Annotated in this window: 12 protein-coding genes; 8 read left to right on the top strand and 4 right to left on the bottom strand. The window is 67.3% G+C overall.

What is annotated here, in order from left to right; all coding sequences use genetic code 11:
- Nucleotides 1-5: 5 nt before the first annotated feature.
- Nucleotides 6-2,678 carry a PAS domain S-box protein gene (locus U9J41_RS26260; protein WP_322405127.1) on the bottom strand — a complete coding sequence of 891 codons (2,673 nt, stop codon included), beginning with the start codon at nucleotides 2,676-2,678 and terminating at the stop codon, nucleotides 6-8.
- 228 nt (nucleotides 2,679-2,906) lie between these two features.
- Here U9J41_RS26260 and U9J41_RS26255 point away from each other — a divergent pair, with 228 nt between their 5' ends.
- From U9J41_RS26255 to U9J41_RS26220, 8 genes are all read left to right on the top strand, one after another.
- Complete coding sequence (locus tag U9J41_RS26255; RefSeq protein ID WP_322405126.1) at nucleotides 2,907-3,200, top strand: H-NS histone family protein; 294 nt, start codon at nucleotides 2,907-2,909, stop codon at nucleotides 3,198-3,200.
- Nucleotides 3,201-4,398: 1,198 nt separating this feature from the next.
- Nucleotides 4,399-5,547, top strand: coding sequence for a galactonate dehydratase (dgoD, locus tag U9J41_RS26250; RefSeq protein WP_322405125.1), 1,149 nt, complete (start codon nucleotides 4,399-4,401; stop codon nucleotides 5,545-5,547).
- A gap of 70 nt (nucleotides 5,548-5,617) precedes the next feature.
- Nucleotides 5,618-6,391, top strand: coding sequence for an SDR family oxidoreductase (locus tag U9J41_RS26245; RefSeq protein WP_322405124.1), 774 nt, complete (start codon nucleotides 5,618-5,620; stop codon nucleotides 6,389-6,391).
- 97 nt (nucleotides 6,392-6,488) lie between these two features.
- A complete protein-coding gene (locus U9J41_RS26240) occupies nucleotides 6,489-7,463 on the top strand; it encodes a LysR substrate-binding domain-containing protein (protein ID WP_322405123.1) in 975 nt (324 codons plus the stop codon).
- 54 nt (nucleotides 7,464-7,517) lie between these two features.
- The gene (locus U9J41_RS26235) at nucleotides 7,518-8,420 is read left to right on the top strand and encodes a 2-dehydro-3-deoxygalactonokinase (protein WP_322405122.1); all 903 of its coding nucleotides are present in this window, start codon (nucleotides 7,518-7,520) and stop codon (nucleotides 8,418-8,420) included.
- Nucleotides 8,417-9,022: a 2-dehydro-3-deoxy-6-phosphogalactonate aldolase gene (locus U9J41_RS26230; protein WP_322405121.1), complete on the top strand. Its 606-nt coding sequence runs from the start codon at nucleotides 8,417-8,419 to the stop codon at nucleotides 9,020-9,022. Before U9J41_RS26235 ends, U9J41_RS26230 begins: the two co-directional genes overlap by 4 nt.
- Before the next feature lie 67 nt (nucleotides 9,023-9,089).
- Nucleotides 9,090-9,452, top strand: coding sequence for an AraC family ligand binding domain-containing protein (locus tag U9J41_RS26225; RefSeq protein WP_322405120.1), 363 nt, complete (start codon nucleotides 9,090-9,092; stop codon nucleotides 9,450-9,452).
- A gap of 324 nt (nucleotides 9,453-9,776) precedes the next feature.
- Complete coding sequence (locus U9J41_RS26220; RefSeq protein ID WP_322405118.1) at nucleotides 9,777-11,411, top strand: rhamnogalacturonidase; 1,635 nt, start codon at nucleotides 9,777-9,779, stop codon at nucleotides 11,409-11,411.
- A 68-nt stretch (nucleotides 11,412-11,479) separates the two neighbouring features.
- Here the strand turns inward: U9J41_RS26220 and U9J41_RS26215 are convergent, their stop codons facing one another.
- The 3 genes from U9J41_RS26215 to U9J41_RS26205 all read right to left on the bottom strand — a co-directional run.
- Nucleotides 11,480-13,933, bottom strand: coding sequence for a beta-galactosidase (locus U9J41_RS26215; RefSeq protein ID WP_322405116.1), 2,454 nt, complete (start codon nucleotides 13,931-13,933; stop codon nucleotides 11,480-11,482).
- Nucleotides 13,934-13,935: 2 nt separating this feature from the next.
- Nucleotides 13,936-16,566 (bottom strand): TonB-dependent receptor, encoded by a 2,631-nt coding sequence (locus tag U9J41_RS26210; RefSeq protein ID WP_322405114.1) that lies wholly within the window; start codon nucleotides 16,564-16,566, stop codon nucleotides 13,936-13,938.
- A 353-nt stretch (nucleotides 16,567-16,919) separates the two neighbouring features.
- Nucleotides 16,920-18,536: sodium:solute symporter family transporter (locus tag U9J41_RS26205; RefSeq protein WP_322403980.1), on the bottom strand; the 1,617-nt coding region annotated here is incomplete at its 5' end.

Raw genomic sequence — 18,536 nt, 5'->3', positions numbered from 1 at the left:
CCGAATCAGGCATATTCGCCCATGTGCAGGATCGCGTAGGTGTGGCGTCCCGCTTCCTTGGCCGCGTACAGCGCGCGGTCGGCCGTTTCCATCAGCGCGCGCGGGTCGAGTCCGCCGCCCGACGCCAGGCCGACGCCGATCGTCGTGCCGACCTTGAGCGTATGCGCGCCCAGCACGAACGGCTCGGCGACGGCGTCCAGGATCTTGCGCGCGACGCGCTCGACGTCGGCCTCGCTGCGCACGTCGTGCAGCAGCACCGTGAATTCGTCGCCGGCGAGGCGCGCCACGAGGTCGGACGAGCGCACGCCGGCGCGCAGGCGGCGCGCGAATTCCACGAGCACGTCGTCGCCCGTGGCGTGGCCGTAGCGGTCGTTGATCTGCTTGAAGAAGTCGATGTCCAGGTACAGCAGCGCGCAATCGCGGTCGCCCTGGCGCGCGCGGCCGGCGGCGCCGGCCAGCGCCTGCTCGAAGCGGCGCCGGTTCGGCAGCTGCGTCAGCGGGTCCGTATGCGCCAGCGCGTGCAGGCTGCGCTCGTGCATGCGCGAGGCCGTCGCATCGGTCGTCAGGATGTACACGCCCACCACGCGGCCGCCGCGCATCTGCGGCAGGAAGGTCGAATGGACGATGCGCGTCTGGCTCTTGCGCACGATCTCGTGCTCGCATTGCGACGCGGTGCCGAGCCATGCCTGTTCCAGCGCCTTGGCCTGCGGGGCGTGGAAGGCGGGGCCGAACGCTTCGTCGACGGTGAGCCCGATGACCTGTTCGGGGCGCACCCCGAGCCACGACGCGTGCACGGCATTGGCGAAGGCATAGCGGCGGTCGGCGTCGAGGTAGGCGATCAGCACCGGCACGTTGTCCGTGATGGTGCGCAGCCGCTCCTCGCTCTCGGCCTGGCGCAGCTCGCTGAGCTTGCGGGCGGTCATGTCGAACGCCATCGCGTAATAGCCGTCCGGGGTGCCGTCCGCCGTCCGCTGCGGCACGAACGCGCACTGGTAATACAGCTGGCGCCCGTTCACCTCGATGACGTCCTCGAACGTGCTGCGCTCGCCCGCATGGACGCGTTGCAGGTGCGGTTGCAGCTTGGCGTACTCCGCTTCCGAATAGGCGTCGCGTACGTCGTGGCCGATGAGGGCCTCGGCCGATTTGCCGTAGAACTGGATGGCGCGGCCGTTCAGGAACACGAATTTGCCGGCCGCGTTGACCTTGCCGATCAGCGCAGGCAGGTTTTCCGTGACGGCGCGCAGCCGGCGTTCGCTCGTTTCCATCTGTTCGCGCGCGGCGTTGCGCTCCGTGATGTCCTGCATGGCAACGACGGCACCGAGCGCGCGCCCGCTCTTGCTGCGCAACGGGCGTCCGCTGGCGAGCAAGGTGGCGGCGGGGCGCCCGGCCGGCGCGACCGTCATGGCCTGTTCGCGCACCACCTCGCCGCGCAGCACGCGCGCCAGCGGCACCTCGTCCGCCGGCAGCGGCGTGTGCCCGTCGGCTTCGAACAGCGAATAATACGTGGGCCAGTCGGACGACGTGACGCATTCCTGGCCCAGGCCGTGCAGCATGCGGGCCTTCTTGTTGAACAGCGTGAGGTTGCCCTCCGCGTCGCAGGCGACGACGGCGACGTCGATCGATTCCAGCACGGCGTCCAGCAATTCCTGCTTCTCCTCGAGCTGCTGGCGCGTGCGGTTGCGTTCCGATACGTCGTCGAGGAACGCGCCGACGCAGCGCCGGCCCTGCCATTCGTAGGCGCCGACCCGCATCTCGACGGTGAGGCGGCGTCCGTTCGCCGTCAGCGCGGGCAGTTCGATGCGGCGGTCGACGACGGTGCTGACGCCGGTCGCCAGGAAGCGCTCCATGCCGGCCGCGTGGGCGGCGCGCAGTTCTTCCGGCACGATCAGTTCCGCCAGCGGACGGCCGACGGCCTCGCCGCGGCTCCAGCCGAAGATGCGTTCGGCCGCAGGGTTCCATTCCATGATCCGTCCTTCGCGGTCGGCGCCGACGAAGGCGCTGTACGACGTCGCGACGATCGTGTCGTTCCACGACTGGGCATCGCGCAGCGACGTCTCGGCGGCCTTGCGCTGGGCGGCTTCCGCGGACAGCTCCCCGAGGCGGGTTTCCAGTTCGGCCGTGCGCCGCGCGACCCGCTGTTCCAGTTCCGCGTTGAGCGACTTGAGCGCCTGGTCGGCCATCACGCGCGCCGTCGCGACCCGCGCCTGGTTCAGTTCCACTTCCACCAGGTCGGCGAGGTCGCGCAGGCACTGGCGCCGGCGCTCGTCGAAGCGGCGCGGGTTGCGGTCGACGATGCATAGCGTGCCGACGGCGTGGCCGTCGCAGAACAGCGGCTGGCCGGCGTAGAAGCGGATGTACGGCTCACCCTTGACGAGCGGATCGTCGGCGACACGCGGGTCGAGCGCCGCATCCTCGACGACGAGCATGGCGCGCTGGGCCACGACGTGGCCGCAAAACGCGGCGGAGCGGGGCGTTTCTTCGACGTCCAGCCCGCAGCGCGACTTGAACCACTGGCGGTTCTCGTCCACGAGGGTGACGAGCGCGATCGGTACGCCGAAGGTCAGCGCGGCCAGGCGCGTGAAGCGGTCGAAGCGGGGCTCCGGTCCGGTGTCGAGCAGGTCGAGCGCGGCCAGGGCCGCGAGGCGTGAAGTTTCGGGTGTCGTCGAGGTCATCAGCATGGCCGTTCCGGAGATATGAACGGCGGCGGGGCAAGGGCCGCAGAAGAAGGCGCCGTCGGGGATTGGGACGGACGCCGATGAGGAATCGTAACACGTAATGCCTTACGGAAAGTTCGCTGAATCGCCGAATTGTGGCGCGCCGACTACGTTGCAGTTCACATATCGCCGCCGCCGCAACATAGTAAAATGGTGGCCCGCGCAACTTTCCTGGCAAAGGACTACCGACCCATGGCGCCGATCGATCTCACCGGTTATGACCTGGCCGAACTGAAAGGTTTGTACTTCGATATTGGACAGGAGCTCCAGCGCCGCGTCCGCGAAGAACGCGAACAGGCGCGCGCCCGCATCCATGCGCTCGCCGCGGACGCGGGTATCCCGCTCGACGCGCTCGTGCAGAAGGCCTCGCCGCGCTACCGCAATCCGGCCGACAGCGGCCAGACCTGGACGGGGCGCGGACGCCAGCCGCGCTGGATCGCCGAGGCATTGGCCAGCGGGCGGTCGCTGGACGAGTTCAAGATCTGATACTGACCCGCGCGCCCGTGTTTACGACGTGGGGATGCGCAACGCAGCAAAAGCGTGCGCACCACATCGTGCCCAGGCACCGCGATCATATGCAGCATGGCCAGCGCGAAGGGGGGGGTAACGATTTCCGCGAAATGACCCGGCGAGCCTGTCGTGCATATCGAGGTGCCTTTACTGAACTATTTGAAGCTGTACAACCTCCACATTCCCCAACGCGCCATCGGCAGCAGAGCACCTATCTTCGCGCTCAAGGATTACCAGCAGAAACGACCAGAATTACTCGTCAAACGCGGTTACGATCAAATTGGGCTCGACATCTAAGCCTTACCATTACGTCCTCGCGTCCTCGCGTCCTCCAAAGAATATCGGTAACCACACCAATAGAAGATAATCGAGATCGAGACTAATGTTCCGAATAACAGCGTAGGTCTGCCGAAACTTACTGCCCCGGAACATAAGGATGTCAATAAAATGGATAAGAATATATTGCCCCCATTTCTATAGATGGCAACTGATGTCGGAATCATGCATATTAAATTCTCATTTCGAAGAGAAGTCTTGTTATTTATCAGTCTGCGTGGCAAGATGGCAAAATATACAACGGCCAAGATGGCAAGTATGACGAGTTCGGTGCAGTAAAGATATTGAGTAATTAGGTGCTGGTGCCAGTATCGGTCATAAAAAAACAAGATAAGTGGAATGGCTAATAAAATCTTTGACAAGCGAGAGGTGAGATAATTTATTTTCTCTATATTGTTGAGAGCGGAAGCATCGAAGCGCAGGAAGTTGCCTGAATAACGCCCTTCATGCCTGCTGTAAAGAATTCCAAAGAAGAAATCCCCGTCATTGTTTTTGAAAATTGCCATCCGTCTACCTTTTTAGGTGTTCGATCTTAATGTAAGCCCGGCACCGAAAAAGTATCCAATTTTCACATGGAACTGTTTATTGCCAAAATTTAATATTTCGCCTGGACGCAAGAAAAAATTTTGTAAGCGCCCTATCGCATTCATGCGCTCGTTCGTAGATGAGATATGGGCCACGAGCCCGCGGAGGCCAAACTGTATGCGGACAATACGGCGCTCCTGACAAGCCGACGGCCACCCGGTATCTGCAGCGCAAAGCGTCTATATCGGAACCGTATAGCTCCCCCGCGATTGCGCATGCATGCGCCGGCACGGGCGCGGCTACACTGGCCGCCATGAAAATCACCCGACTCACCACCTATCGCGTCCCGCCGCGCTGGATGCTGCTCAAGATCGAGACCGACGAGGGCGTCACCGGTTGGGGCGAACCCGTCATCGAGGGCCGCGCGCGCACCGTCGAAGCGGCCGTGCACGAGCTGTCCGACTACCTGGTCGGCAAGGACCCGGCACGGATCAACGACTTGTGGCAGACGATGTACCGCGCCGGCTTCTACCGCGGCGGCCCGATCCTGATGAGCGCCATCGCCGGCATCGACCAGGCACTGTGGGACATCAAGGGCAAGGTGCTGGGGCAGCCGGTCTACGAGCTGCTGGGCGGCCTCGTGCGCGACCGCATGAAGACGTACAGCTGGGTCGGCGGCGACCGTCCGGCCGAACTGATCGCCGGCATCCAGGCGCTGCGCGAGGCCGGCTTCGATACGTTCAAGATGAACGGCACGGAGGAACTGGGCATCGTCGACAGCGCGCGCAAGGTCGACCAGGCCGTCGCCCGCGTGGCCGAGGTGCGTTCGAAGTTCGGCTACGAGATCGAGTTCGGCGTCGACTTCCACGGACGCGTGTCGGCGCCGATGGCGAAGGTGCTGCTGCGCGAGCTGGAGCCGTTCCGCCCGCTGTTCGTCGAGGAGCCGGTGCTGGCCGAGCAGGACGAGTACTACCGCGCGCTGGCCGATGCCACCGCGATTCCGCTGGCGGCGGGCGAGCGCATGTACTCGCGCTTCGACTTCAAGCGCGTGTTCGACAGGGGCGGCCTGGCCATCGTCCAGCCCGACCTGTCGCACGCGGGCGGCATCACGGAGTGCGTCAAGATCGCCGCGATGGCCGAGGCGCACGACATCGCGTTCGCACCGCATTGCCCGCTCGGACCGGTGGCGCTGGCGTCCTGCCTGCAGGTCGACTTCGTCGCCCACAACGCCGTGCTGCAGGAGCAAAGCATGGGTATCCACTACAACCAGGGCGCCGAGCTGCTGGATTATGTGAAGAACAAGGACGATTTCCGCTTGAGCAGCGGCTGGATCCGGCCGCTGCCGAAGCCCGGCCTCGGCGTGGAGATCGACGAGGACCGCGTCATCGAGGCGAGCCGCCAGGCACCGGACTGGCGCAATCCGGTCTGGCGCCATGCCGACGGCAGCGTCGCGGAGTGGTAGACCTGCCGGCCCGTGGTGTACGATGCATGGTATATAACAACATGCATCACCAGGGAAGCGGCAGGAAGAGATGAACGGACGACTCGAAGGGAAGGTGGCGATCGTCACCGGCTCCACCATGGGCATCGGCGCGGCCGTCGCGCGCCGGTTTGCGCGCGAAGGCGCGCGCGTGGTCATCAACAGCCACGTCGTCGATGCCGCCGCGCAGGCGCTGCAGGAGGAACTGGGCAGCGCGCGCTGCCTGTTCGTGCAGGCCGACATCACCGACAGCGCCGCGGTGGAACGCCTGGCCGGGCGCGCGCTGGCGCACTTCGGCCACATCGACATCCTCGTCAACAACGCGGGTGTGAACGTGTTCGCCGACCCGCTCGAACTGGACACGGACGGCTGGAGGCGCTGCCTGGGGCTCGACCTGGAAGGCGCCTGGAATGCCTGCCGCGCCGTGCTGCCGGCGATGCTGGCGCAAGGCGGCGGCAGTATCGTGAACATCGCGTCCGTGCACGGCCACAAGATCATCAAGGGCTGTTTTCCGTATCCGGTCGCGAAGCACGGCCTGATCGGGCTCACCCGTTCGCTCGGCATCGAGTACGCGGCGCGCGGCATCCGCGTGAATTCGATCTCGCCTGGCCTGATCCTGACCGAGCGCATCGAGGCGTGGCTGGCCGCCTTCCCCGATCCGGAAGCGGAACGCCGGCGCCAGGCCGCGCTGCTGCCGTGCGGCTGGATCGGCGAACCGGAGGACGTCGCCAACGCCGCACTGTTCCTCGCCAGCGACGAGGCGCGGTTCGTAAACGCGACCGACCTGCTGGTCGACGGCGGCAGGAGCCAGGTCTATCACGACTAGGTAGTATTCCGGATGCGGCAAGGCCAACCCGGGGTTTGACCCTGAACGGATGGGCAACTATCATTATGGAAACTTACGAGGCCCACGCCGCACCGCCATGTCCGATCCCCGCTCCGACCGCTTCGTCCGCGCCTACCTCAAGACGCGCCACCTCGTCCTGCTCGTCGAACTGGGCCGGCACGGGTCGATCATGCAGGCCGCCCAGGCCGCGAACCTGACGCAGCCGGCCGCGTCGAAACTGCTCGGCGAGCTGGAACACGCGCTGGGCGTCACCCTGTTCGAGCGCCTGCCGCGCGGCGTCGAGCCCACGTGGTACGGCAAGGTGCTGATTCGCCGCGCCGGCGCCTCGCTGGCCGAGATGGACGCCGCCTACCAGGAAGTGATGGAACTGATGTCCGGCCTGCGCGGGCGCGTCGCGGTCGGCGCCATCCTGACGCCGTCGACGACGCTGCTGCCGGCGGCCGTCACCCTGCTCAAGACGCGGCATGCGCGCCTGAACGTATCGATCGAAGTCAACAGCAGCAAGCAGCTGGTCGAGCACCTGCGCGCGGGCGACCTGGACATCGTCATCGGCCGCATCGTCGACGGCGCCATCGCCGACGAATTCCATTTCGAGCCCATCACCGACGAGCCGCACTGCCTGATCGTGCGCGCCGGCCACCCGCTGCTGGGCGCGCGCGGCCTCGACCTGGCCGACCTGGCGCGCCAGGCGTGGATCGTGCCGCCGGCCGGCAGCATGGTGCGCGACCGGATCTCGGCGCTGTTCCTCACGCAGGGCCTGGAGCAGCCGGCCGAGACGGTGTCGACGGCCGAACTCCCGGTCGTCACGACCCTGCTGCTGGCCAGCGACATGGTGGCGCCGATGTCCGTCGAACTCGTCAAGCCGTACCTGGACAACGGCCTGCTGGCCGTGCTGCCGTACGAACTGAACCTGCGCATGGACGTCTACGGCATCATCACCCGGCGCCACCACCAGCTGTCGCCGGCGGCCGAAGCGATGCTGGGCGCGCTGCGCGAGACGGCCACGCGCCCCAAGCCGACGGCGCGGGTCACGTATATCAAATCGGGATAGCAGGGCGCGCACACGCGATGGGTCGGCACGGCGCGCAGCGGGTAGCATGGCGGCATGGATAAGTCCGCGCCATCGCCAACCCGCCGCCTGCTCGGCATCGACTGGGGCACGAGCAACCGCCGCGCCTATCTCGTCGATGGCGCCGGCACGTGCCTGGCCGACCGCGCCGACGACCAGGGCATGCTGGCCGCGCGGCCCGATTTCGCCGGCTCGTTCGCCCGGCTGCTGGCCGCCATGGATGTCGGTGCCGACGTCCCCGTCGTCGCCTCCGGCATGGTGGGCAGCGCCCAGGGCTGGCGCGAGATTCCCTACCTCGACATCGGCACGCCGCTGGAAGCGCTGCCGGACCACCTCGTTTGCATCGACGACCCGCGCGCCGGGCGGCCCTGCCTGATCGTGCCCGGCTACGCCCAGCGCGGCGCCCACGTCGACGTGATGCGCGGCGAGGAGACCCAGTTGCTGGGCGCCGTGGCGCTGGGCCGGCGCGACGGCTGGTTCGTCCTGCCCGGCACGCACAGCAAATGGGTGCTCGTCGAAGACGGCATCATGCGCCGCATCGCCACGTTCATGACGGGCGAGTTGTTCGCGACGCTGTCCGCGCACGGCACGCTGGCGCCGCTGATGGCGGGCGAGGACGACGACGCGGCCTTCATCGCCGGCCTTGAGGAAGCCCGCGTTGGCGCGCCGCTGTCGAACGCGCTGTTCGGCGTGCGCGCCCGCGTCGTCACGGGCGCCATGCCGGCCGCGCAGGCGCGGTCGTTCGTGAGCGGCCTGCTCGTCGGCGCGGAATTCGTCGCGGCCGGGCGCGCCGCCCCGCTGACCTGCATCGGGTCGCCCGCGCTGCAGGCCCGTTACGCACGCGCGGCCGGCCACTTCGGCGTGGCGCTCGCCGGGCTCGATCCGGACCGCGCGTATTGCGCCGCGCTGGCGCGTTTCCTGGACCGGATACCTTCATGACTCTCCCTGACCTGCCCCTCGTCGCCATCCTGCGCGGCCTCGACCCCAAGGACGCCGCCGCCGTCGGCCGCGTGCTGTTCGACGCCGGCTGGCGCCTGCTCGAAGTGCCGCTGAACCGGCCGGGCGCGCTGGACGCGATCCGCATCCTCGTCGACATGGCGCCGCCGGATGCCATCGTCGGCGGCGGCACGATGCTGAGCGTGGCCGACGTCGACGCGGTCGCGCGGGCCGGCGGCCGGCTGTTCGTCGCCCCGAACTGCAACCCGGCCGCGATCGCGCATGCGCGCGCCGCCGGCATGCTGTGCGCGCCGGGCGTCGCCACGCCGACCGAAGCCTTCACCGCGCTGGACGCGGGGGCGCATGCATTGAAGCTGTTCCCGGCCGAGTCCATCGGACCCGCGGGCCTGAAGGCGATGACATCCGTGCTGCCTGCCGGGACGCCGCTGTGGCCCGTGGGCGGCGTGGCGCCCGAGCAGATCCCCGCGTGGAAGGCGGCCGGTGCGACCGGGGCGGGGATCGGCGGCCAGTTGTTTGCGCCGGGCGTCGGCCTGGACGCGCTGGCGGCACGTGCCGCTGCTTTCGTACAGGCCTGGCGCGCCTGACCGGGTTTATGGGTTTCGGCACCTTGGCGCCCTGCGGGGCGCTTTTTTTTGGTTAGAATGGACCACCATGAGCCGACCCGACCGACCGCGCGCGCAGCAGACCTTCTGGCGCGACCACGCCTTGCCGTTCATCGAAGCGCGCCGCGTGACGGACGGGCGCGACCTGCGCTACGGGCGGCACTGGCACGAAACGCATTCCATCGGCGTCATCACGGGCGGCCGCAGCACGTACGTCAACGGGACGCACGCCGAAGTGGTGGAGCAGGGCGCCGTCGTCGTCGTCAATCCGGGCGCCGTCCACGGCTGCAATCCGGTGGGCGACGTGCCGTGGTCGTACGTGATGTTTTATCTCGATCCGGCCTGGCTGGGCCGCGTCCAGGCGCGCCTGCGCGGCGACGCGGATGTTTTTTGCAGGCGTTGGCAAAGTTGAAGCCGTCGTCGCCAAGTCAGGTGCGTGCACAGCGTAAGAAGTCGAAGGCTCCTGCATACGGTGCCGTTGCTTTCAAAGCTGATGTCTATCGCAAGAAGCACAGCCTTCCGTTATAGTCCCGCAGCCAAATTCGCACTTTGAGCGCTTGAAAAAGTCACGGTTCCGTGGCTTTTTTCATTCAGGCTTGTCATTAAGCGTGTCACGAGTTTGTCGGCGACTTGGCGCAGCTTTCACTTTCCACGTCATACGATAGATCAGCAACTTGCGCGTTCGGTGCGGCGCGGCGGTGTTATGTTTGTGCGTATCATGAAAAATGAATATCCGATGACACCCACGGCCGCCGCCCGGCGCCGCGTCCTGCTCGCCCTCGGCGCGGGCGCCTGCGCCTCCACATTCGGTCCCGCCTTTGCCGCCACGTCGTCCCCGGGGTTCGACGTGCGCGCGTTCGGCGCGCGCGGCGACGGCGCCACCCTCGACACGGACGCGATCAACGCCGCCATCGCGGCCGCCAGCGCGGCGGGCGGCGGCACGGTGCGCTTCCCGGCCGGCCGCTACCTGAGTTTTTCGATCCGGCTGCAAAGCCGCGTCGCGCTGTATCTCGACGCGGGCAGCGTGATCGTCGCCGCCGATCCGGCGCGGGCCCCGGGCCGCTACGACCCGGCCGAGCCCAACGCGTACGACGCCTACCAGGACTTCGGCCACAGCCACTGGCACAATTCGCTGATCTGGGGCGACGGCCTGGAAGATGTCGCGATCCTCGGGCCGGGCCGGATCTGGGGCCGCGGCCTGACCCGCTCCGGGCCGGGCGCCAACCGGCCGATGAAGGCGGGCGACATGCCGTCCTCGCTCGGCGGCAAGGACCCGATGGGCGAGCGCGCACGCGCGGGCACCGTGTTCGGCGCCGAGATGGATGGCAAGGGCAACAAGGCGATCGCGCTGAAGAACTGCCGCAACGTGCTGCTGCGCGATTTTTCGATGCTCAAGTGCGGCCACTTCGCCGTGCTGGCGACCGGCGTCGACAACCTGACGATCGCGAACCTCGCCGTCGACACGGAGCGCGACGGCTTCGACATCGATTGCTGCCGCAACGTCCGCATCAGCGACTGCGCCGTGAACACGCCGAACGACGACGCCATCTGCCTGAAGAGCTCCTACGCGCTGGGCCGCGCGCGCTTCACGGAACACGTGACGATCACCGGATGCCAGGTATCCGGCTTCGACCTGGGGAGCTACCTCGACGGCACGTTCAAGACCACGCAGGCCAAGGCGCCGGACGAAGAGGGCGTGTGCGGCCGCATCAAGCTGGGCACCGAGTCGAACGGGGGCTTCCGCAACATCGCGATCTCGAATTGCGTGTTCGAGCATTGCCGCGGCCTGGCCATCGAAAGCGTGGACGGCGCCGTCATCGAGGACGTCACCGTCGACAACCTCGCCATGCGCGACCTGACGACGGCCCCGCTGTTCATCCGCCTGGGCCGCCGCATGCGCGCGCCCGCGGGCACGCCCGTCGGCGCGATCCGCCGCGTCAACATCAGCAACGTCGTCGTGTCGCAGGCGAACGCGCCGTACGCGTCCATCGTCGCGGGCCTGCCGGAGGCGCCGGTCGAGGACGTGCGCCTGTCGAACATCACCATCGTGTACGGCGGCGGCGGTACGGCCGCCGATGCGACGCGGGTGCCGCCCGAGCAGCCGGACCACTATCCCGAGCCCAGCATGTTCGGCGTGACGCCCGCGTACGGCCTGTATTGCCGCCATGCGCGCAACGTCGAGGTGCATCACGCCGACCTGCGGACGGCGGCGCCGGATGCGCGGCCGGCCATCGTGCTGGACGACGTGGCGGGCGCGCGTTTCGATCACGTGCGCCTGGGCCGGGCGGCCGGCGTGCCGTCGCTGCGGCAGGCCGGGGTGCGCGGCCTTGCGCTCCAGGATGTGGAGGGGATGGACGATCGAGGTCGTTGACGTGTCGATGGCGCGCCTGTCGCCAGGCGCGCCATCGATCGTCATGCCCCGCCGGCGGGGGCGTCGCCTTACTTTCCGATCTCGACCCGGTACACCGGCACCACCTTCACCGCGTGCACCTCGGCCAGCTGCGGCTTGCCGCCGAAGTCGGGCCGGTGCTCGCGCGGCAGGTAGATGGGCGCGTCCGCGCGCAGCGGCAGCACGGTCAGCGTGAGCGGACCCTGGCGCTGTGCCGGCAGGTTGGCGAGATCGAATTGCCAGCGCTGGCCGTTGTAATACCAGTCGTCGACCATGCGCGTGCCGTCGAACAGGCGGGCCACGTCGCCCGTGAAGTCGATGTCGAGCAGCAGGCTGTCCACGTCCTTCGACCGGCCCGCCGCGGCCACGTCCAGCTGCCATGCGGCCGACGCGCCGAACGCTTCCGGATACGGCGCCACCGCCGCCCTGGCGTTGCCGCCGATGCGCACCGGCCATGCCGTCCCGGCCGGGCGCAGCGGTTTGACAGCCACCGCCACGTCGCGCGCCGGCAGCGTCGCTTCCAGGACCTGGAACAGGCCGTCGCGCCCATCGGTCTTGAGCGCGGTGCTGGCCGCGGGCGACACCGGCAGCGGCGGATAGACGGCCGCGCGCACGTGCGGCTGCCCCGCGCTGCGCAGTACCAGGCGCCCACTGTCGAAGTACGCCTGCGCGTCGCTGAGCACGAGGCGGCGTCGGCCCTGGAACGTTCCCAACGCCGCTTGGCGTGCCTGCGCCTGCGACAGCACGAGCACCGTGAGCGGCGCCTGGCCCGGGCAGCGCAGCGTGAACGCCGCATCCAGACCCGGTTCGATGCCGTCGACGAGCACGCCGTCCGCTTCGTCGACGTGGGCATGGCCGGCCCGCACGCAGCCGCGGGCCCGTGCGCCGAACGCGAATTCGACGGGCACGCCGTCCTGCGCGGCGAACACCCACGTGCCGTTGTCCAGCTTTGCCAGCGGCTGCGCCGTCGCATAGGTCAGGCGCTGGCCGTCCATGTCGAAGTTGACGGGCCAGGCGAAGTACGCGCCGGCCGGCAGGTCGACCGGATGGCGCGGCAGCGTTACCGTCCCGCCGGGCAGCTTGATGCCGAAGCGGACCTGTGTACGCGCCGGCGTCGGGTACTGGCGGATGTGGCCGTCGTAGAACAGGAACGCCGCATCGCCGCGGCTGCGGACGGACCAGCGCGGCGGGCCCAGGTCGGCCGGATCCTTCGGCACGACGTCGGGCCGGCGCACGGTCATCGGCGCCAGGCGCGCGCCGAAGTCGTGCAGGAACCAGTGGAACGGCCGCAGCGCCGCCAGCACGGGACGCTGCTGGCCGTCAGGTCCGAGCGGCGCGTTGAAGTCGTAGTTGATCGCGGGGACGTCGTTGTAGCCGCCGCTCTTCGTACTTTCTTCCAGCGTCGTGCCGCCCACGGGATTTCTCCCGCCGTGGAACATGTAGTAGCCCATCAGGTTGACGCCGGAGCCCAGCTGCACGGGCAGCATGGCCGCGATGTCGTCGCTGGACACCAGCGTGCGGCGGCGGTACATCGCGGGCAGGCCCGCGCCGTATTCCGCGCCGAGGAACGGGGTCTTGTCCATGTCCGTCTCCGCCGTGCCCTGGTGACTCGCGCGGGTCTGCGCACCGAGGTCGCCGCTCACGCGGGTGTCGAAGCGGAACGCGTACGTTTCCTTGGGCGGCAGTTCCTTGGTGCTGGTCGCCCACGGCTCGTCCGGATAGCCGCCGAACACCGGCGTCACTTCGCCGGACGGGTACAGGGTCTGGTCCCAGCCCGTGACCGTGTAGTAGGGCACGTCGATGCCCGCCTTCACGGCCAGGCCCTTCAGCGTGCGGATGTGCTCCGCGCCGCGGCCGGGGCCGGCCAGGTTGTACTCGTTCTCGATCTGCGCGCCGATCACGGGGCCGCCCTGCTTGTACAGGAGGCCGTCGAGCTGGCGTCCGATCTCGCGGTAGAAGCGCGCCACGTAATGCAGGTAGGTGGGGTCGTTGCCGCGGGTCGGCATCGCGTCGACGACCCAGTCCGGGAAGCCGCCGTAGCGGACTTCCGCATGCGACCACGGACCCACGCGCACGACGACCTCGAGGCCGTGCTTTTGGGCCAGCTGGACGAAGCGGCGCAGGTCGCGGTTGCCGGACCAGTCGAAATGCCCTTCGCTGGCCTCGTGGTGGCTCCAGATGACGTAGCTGGCGACGATGTCGATGCCGGCCGATTTCATCTTCGCGAGTTCGGCATCCCAGCCGGCGGCCGGGCTGCGCGAATAATGGAATTCGCCCATCACCGGCAGCCACGGTTTGCCGTCGCGCGTGAGGTATTGGTTGTTGATGCCGAGCGTGTGCCCGCCCTTGCTCGTGGCCGTGCCCAGCTTGATGTAGCCGGTGCGCGGTTCGGGCGCGGGCGCGCTCGCGTCGACGTTGAGGAGTTGTTCCGCGCCCGCCATGCCGGGGCCGGCGAAGGCCAGCAGCAGGGCGGTGCGCAACAGCGTGGGACGCGTGAATGTCATCGTCAGAACTTGTAGCTCAGGCCGACATTATAGCGGCGGCCGTATTCCATCACGTTCTGCATGTACGCATTGGCGTTCTGCGTGTAGACCACCTTCTGGTTCGTGATGTTGTCCAGGCCCACGCGCAGCTGCAGCTGCCGCGTCAGGTAGTACGAGACGTTCGCGGTGACGTACGTCTCCTCGCCGTTTTCCGCCATGTAGCCGGCGGTCCACTTGGGCATGCGCACGAACGGGCTGTGGTAGTTGGCCGAGAGGCGCGCCTCGAAGCCGTTCTTCTCGTACCACAGCGTGACGCCGCCGTTGTTGCGCATCAGGCCTTCCATCGGGTAGTTATTCGTGTACTCGTGGATGTCGCTCTCGTTGTACGACCAGTTGGCGGCGACGCCGAGACCGTCGAACGGTGCCGGCAGGCGCGTGAACGCGTGCTGGTACACCAGTTCCAGGCCGCGCACGTAGCCGCCTTCGCCGTTGATCGAGCGCGTGATCACGGCCTGGCGGCCGTTGATGGTGGTCGTGTCGGACGTGATGCCGATGTAGCTGCCGATCTGCTTATAGAACAGCGCGGCCGAGAACAGCGAGCCTTTGTCGAAGTACCACTGGTAGGCGAGGTCGGCCTGGTTGGCCATCATCGGCAGCAGGGCCGGGTTGCCGGCGCTGCCGGTGAGCGGCTGCTGCGAACCCGGCGTCGTGTCGACCGACAGCTGGCGCGATGCGCGCATCTCGTCCATCGGCGCGCGCGACATCGCGCGGGCCAGCGAGAAGCGCAGCTGGTGCTTGTCCTCGCCATCGAGGCTGAAGATCAGGTTCGTGCTCGGCAGGGCTTTCGTGTACGACGCGCCGCCTTCGGTCGGCGTCGGCGCCGCGCCGTTGACGGACTCCATGCCTTCGCCCGTCTGGTGCGTGTGCACGAGGCGCACGCCCGCGTTGCCGCGGTATTTGTGGCCGAACAGTTCGCCGTCCAGGTCGGCCTGGGCGTACAGGGCGCTCGTGCGCTCCTTGACCTTCCAGCCGGCCAGCAGGTCGTTCGCCGTCTGCGTGCGGCCGCTCGGGTCGAGGGCGCCGGCGCCGAACACGGACGACACGGTGCCTTCGAAATCGCGCAGGCTCAGTGCCGGGAAGTAGCCGGGCACGTTGATGGTCTCGTACGCCGACGCCGGAATCGACGCGGTCGACGGCGTTACGTTCCACGTGGTCTGGTGGTACGATTTTTCGCGGTCGGCGAAGCGCGCGCCGATCTTGATGCGGCTGACCGGGCCGAGATCCAGCGGCAGCGCGCCGCTCAGCTGGGCCGAGTCGAGGCGGTCGTGCACATGGCCGTCGTTGTCGATGTAGAGCTGCGGCGCGCCGAAGTTGGCCAGGTTGCCGGTGTCTTCGCTGAACGAATACGACTGCTGCTCGTTGCCGGTGAATGCCCACGACAGCGTGCCGTTGTTCGCGGTGGTGTTGCGCACGTCGGCCCACTGGCTGGCGCGGCTCGCGCGCGACGTGGCGACGTCCGCCTCGACCTTCCAGTCGCCCACGTTGAACTTGCCGTTCAGGCCACCGGCCACGTTGTCCATGTTCTGGAGCCAGCGCGTGCTGTGCGTCGACACGCCGACATCCTTGACGGTGGCGCCGACGACGTAGCCGTCGCGGATGTCGAGGTTCGCGTAGTTGGCGCTCTGGTAGCCGTCCCAGTTGCCGATGTCGCCGGTCCAGTGCTGCACGCTCGGCTCGCGGATCTTGTCGCGGGCGAAGTACAGGTCGGCCGTGATCAGCGCGTCCGGGTTCGCCTTCCATTCCAGCTTGCCCAGCACGCTGCTGCGTTCATTGGTGCCGTGCTTGAGTTCATCCTCGAAGCCCCACGGCGTCTTGTCGACCTTGCCGTCGTGGTTCAGGTCGACCGAGTTCGTCTCGTTGAAGCCCCAGTGGTTCTTGCGTTCCTCGATCGACGGCTGCTTCTGGTAGCTGAACGCCACTGCCGCGCCGATCGTCTTGTCTGCGAACTGGTCGATCCAGATGCCGCCGAGGCGCGGACGCACGGATTGCGCGTCGACGTCCTTCGCCAGCGGGTAGTATAGCGCATCGGCCTTGATCGAGGCCTGGCGGCCGTTGTACTTCAGCGGCTGCACGGTCTGCAGGTCGATCGTCGTCGCGACGCCGCCTTCGACGAGGTCGGCGTTCTGCGTCTTGTAGACGATGGCGCCGGACAGCGACTCCGACGGGAACTGCTCGAAGCGCACCGCGCGGTTCGGCTCCGACGAGGCGAGCTCGCGGCCGTTCAGCGTGGCGCCGATGAAGCGCTCGCCCATGCCGCGCGCGACGATCTGGCTCGCATTGCCGCGATCGAGGCCGGCGGCGAGGCCGGGCAGGCGCGCGAGCGATTCGGCGATGGTGGTGTCGGGCAGCTTGCCGATGTCTTCGGAGGCGACGACTTCGACTATGCTGTTGGAATTCTCCTTCACCGCCAGGGCGCTGCGCACGGATGCGCGGATACCCGAGACGACGACCTGCTGCACGGCGGTGTCGGCGCCCGCGGCGGGGTCGGAGGACGTGGATTGCGGTGCCTGCTGGGCGAAAGCGGCAGGCATGGCGGGGAGGACGAACAATGGGAAAAGCGAGCGTACGAGTACGCTCAGGGTCTTCGGCTGCATGTAATCTCCTTGCTGTGTCGTTTTGACTTATTGGTGTATGTCGTCGTTGGTGCGCGCAGCGAACCAATCAGGCGACTGACCGGCATTCTGTCGTCTTGCAAGGAGTACAACCATTATGTTTTTCAACAGCGTATATACAAACTTCATATATGTGGAAAACGTCGTCCCCGCGGAGGCGGGGACCCAAGATTTCCGCGTATCGAAACGCTTGCAAAATTGGACCCCCGCCTGCGCGGGGACGACGCGTTACTGGCAGTGCGCAGGGTGGTCACCGTCTGCCCACGCATAACGTCCGTATGACGCGGACGTCCGCGCGGGCTCGGGGAGCCCGCCCTACGACGATCGGCGGATCCTTACCACCACATGCCGTAGATCGTGGCCAGCACCACGCAGATGACGGCCGAGCCGAGGGCGAATGCGCCGTCGACCTTGAACAGCTTGGTGTCGACGATCAGCGCTTTCACTTTGCCGCGGGCGAATACGGTGCTGAGCAGCACCATGCCGGCCACGACGAGCCAGAACACGATGAACATGCGGTCCAGGAACGGGATCTCGTAGACACCGCTGCCGTTGTCGTGGGCGAAGCCGATCGGCGCGAGGAAGTGCAGGTCCATCATCGTCGGCAGGAACTTCAGGATGATCGAGAACACCAGGCCGCCGACGGTCGCGAACATCGCCGCGTCCGCCGTTGTCTTTTTCCAGAAGAAGCCCAGCAGGAACATGGCCAGGATGCCCGGCGAGACGAAGCCCGTGTATTCCTGGATGTACTGGAAGCCACCCTTCTTGTCGATGCCCATCAGCGGCGCGATCACGATGGCCAGCAGCATCGACACGATGACGGTCATGCGGCCGATCCACACCATCTTCTGTTCGCTGACGTTCGGGTGCAGGCGCTTCTGGTAGATGTCGAGCGTGAAGATGGTGGCGATCGAGTTGGCCTTGCCGGCCAGCGATGCGACGACGGCGGCCGTCAGCGCGGCGAACGCGATGCCCTTGATGCCCGACGGGAGCATCGCCAGCAGGGTCGGGTAGGCGCGGTCCGGATTCAGCTCGCCGCCGACGCGCATGGCGTCGCCCAGCACGCCGGCACGGTCCAGCGCGAACGCGGCGATGCCCGGCATGACGACGATCATCGGCATCACCAGTTTCAGGAATGCCGCGAACAGCAGGCCCTTGCGCGCGGTCGGCAGGTCGGCGCCGAGGGCGCGCTGCGTGATGTACTGGTTGCAGCCCCAGTAGTTCAGGTTGACGATCCACATGCCGCCGATCAGCGTCGACAGGCCCGGCAGGTCCATGTAGTTCTTGTTGTCGCGGCCCAGCACCATTTCGAAGTGGTCGCGGGTCGTGTTGTACAAGGTCGAGAAGCCCTGCAGCGCGCCGTGGCCCTGGCCCAGCTTGGCGACGAGGTCCAGCGCCAGCCACGTGGTCACGAGGCCGCCGATGACGAGGCAGGTCACCTGGATCACGTCCGTGTAGCCGATGACCTTCATGCCGCCCAGCGTGATGATGGCGGCGAAGACGGCGAGGAACAGCATGCAGGGCAGCACGCCGACGCCGGTGACGCTGCCGATCGCGAGCGCGCCCAGGTACAGGATCGAGGTCAGGTTGACGACGACGTACAGGCCGAGCCAGAACAGCGCCATCGTCGTGGCGACGGCCTTGCCGTAGCGCTGTTCGAGGAACTGGGGCATCGTGTAGATGCGGTTCTTGAGGTAGACCGGCATGAAGAACACGGCGACGATGACCAGCGTGGCGGCGGCCATCAGTTCGTACACGGCGATGGCCATGCCGATGCGGAAGCCCGAACCGCTCATGCCGATGAACTGCTCGGCGGAGATGTTGGACGCGATCAGCGACGCGCCGATGGCCCACCAGGTGAGCGAGCCTTCGGCCAGGAAGTAGTCGTGCGAGGCGGACGTGTTCGCGCTCTTCTTGCGGCGGTAGACCCACAGGCCGTAGCCGGCGACGAC

Source organism: Massilia luteola, from assembly GCF_034420155.1.
Taxonomy (GTDB): Bacteria; Pseudomonadota; Gammaproteobacteria; order Burkholderiales; family Burkholderiaceae_D; genus Telluria; species Telluria luteola.
The sequence above is the reverse complement of the archived record's forward strand: the minus strand, read 5'-3'. Positions and strand labels throughout refer to the sequence as shown.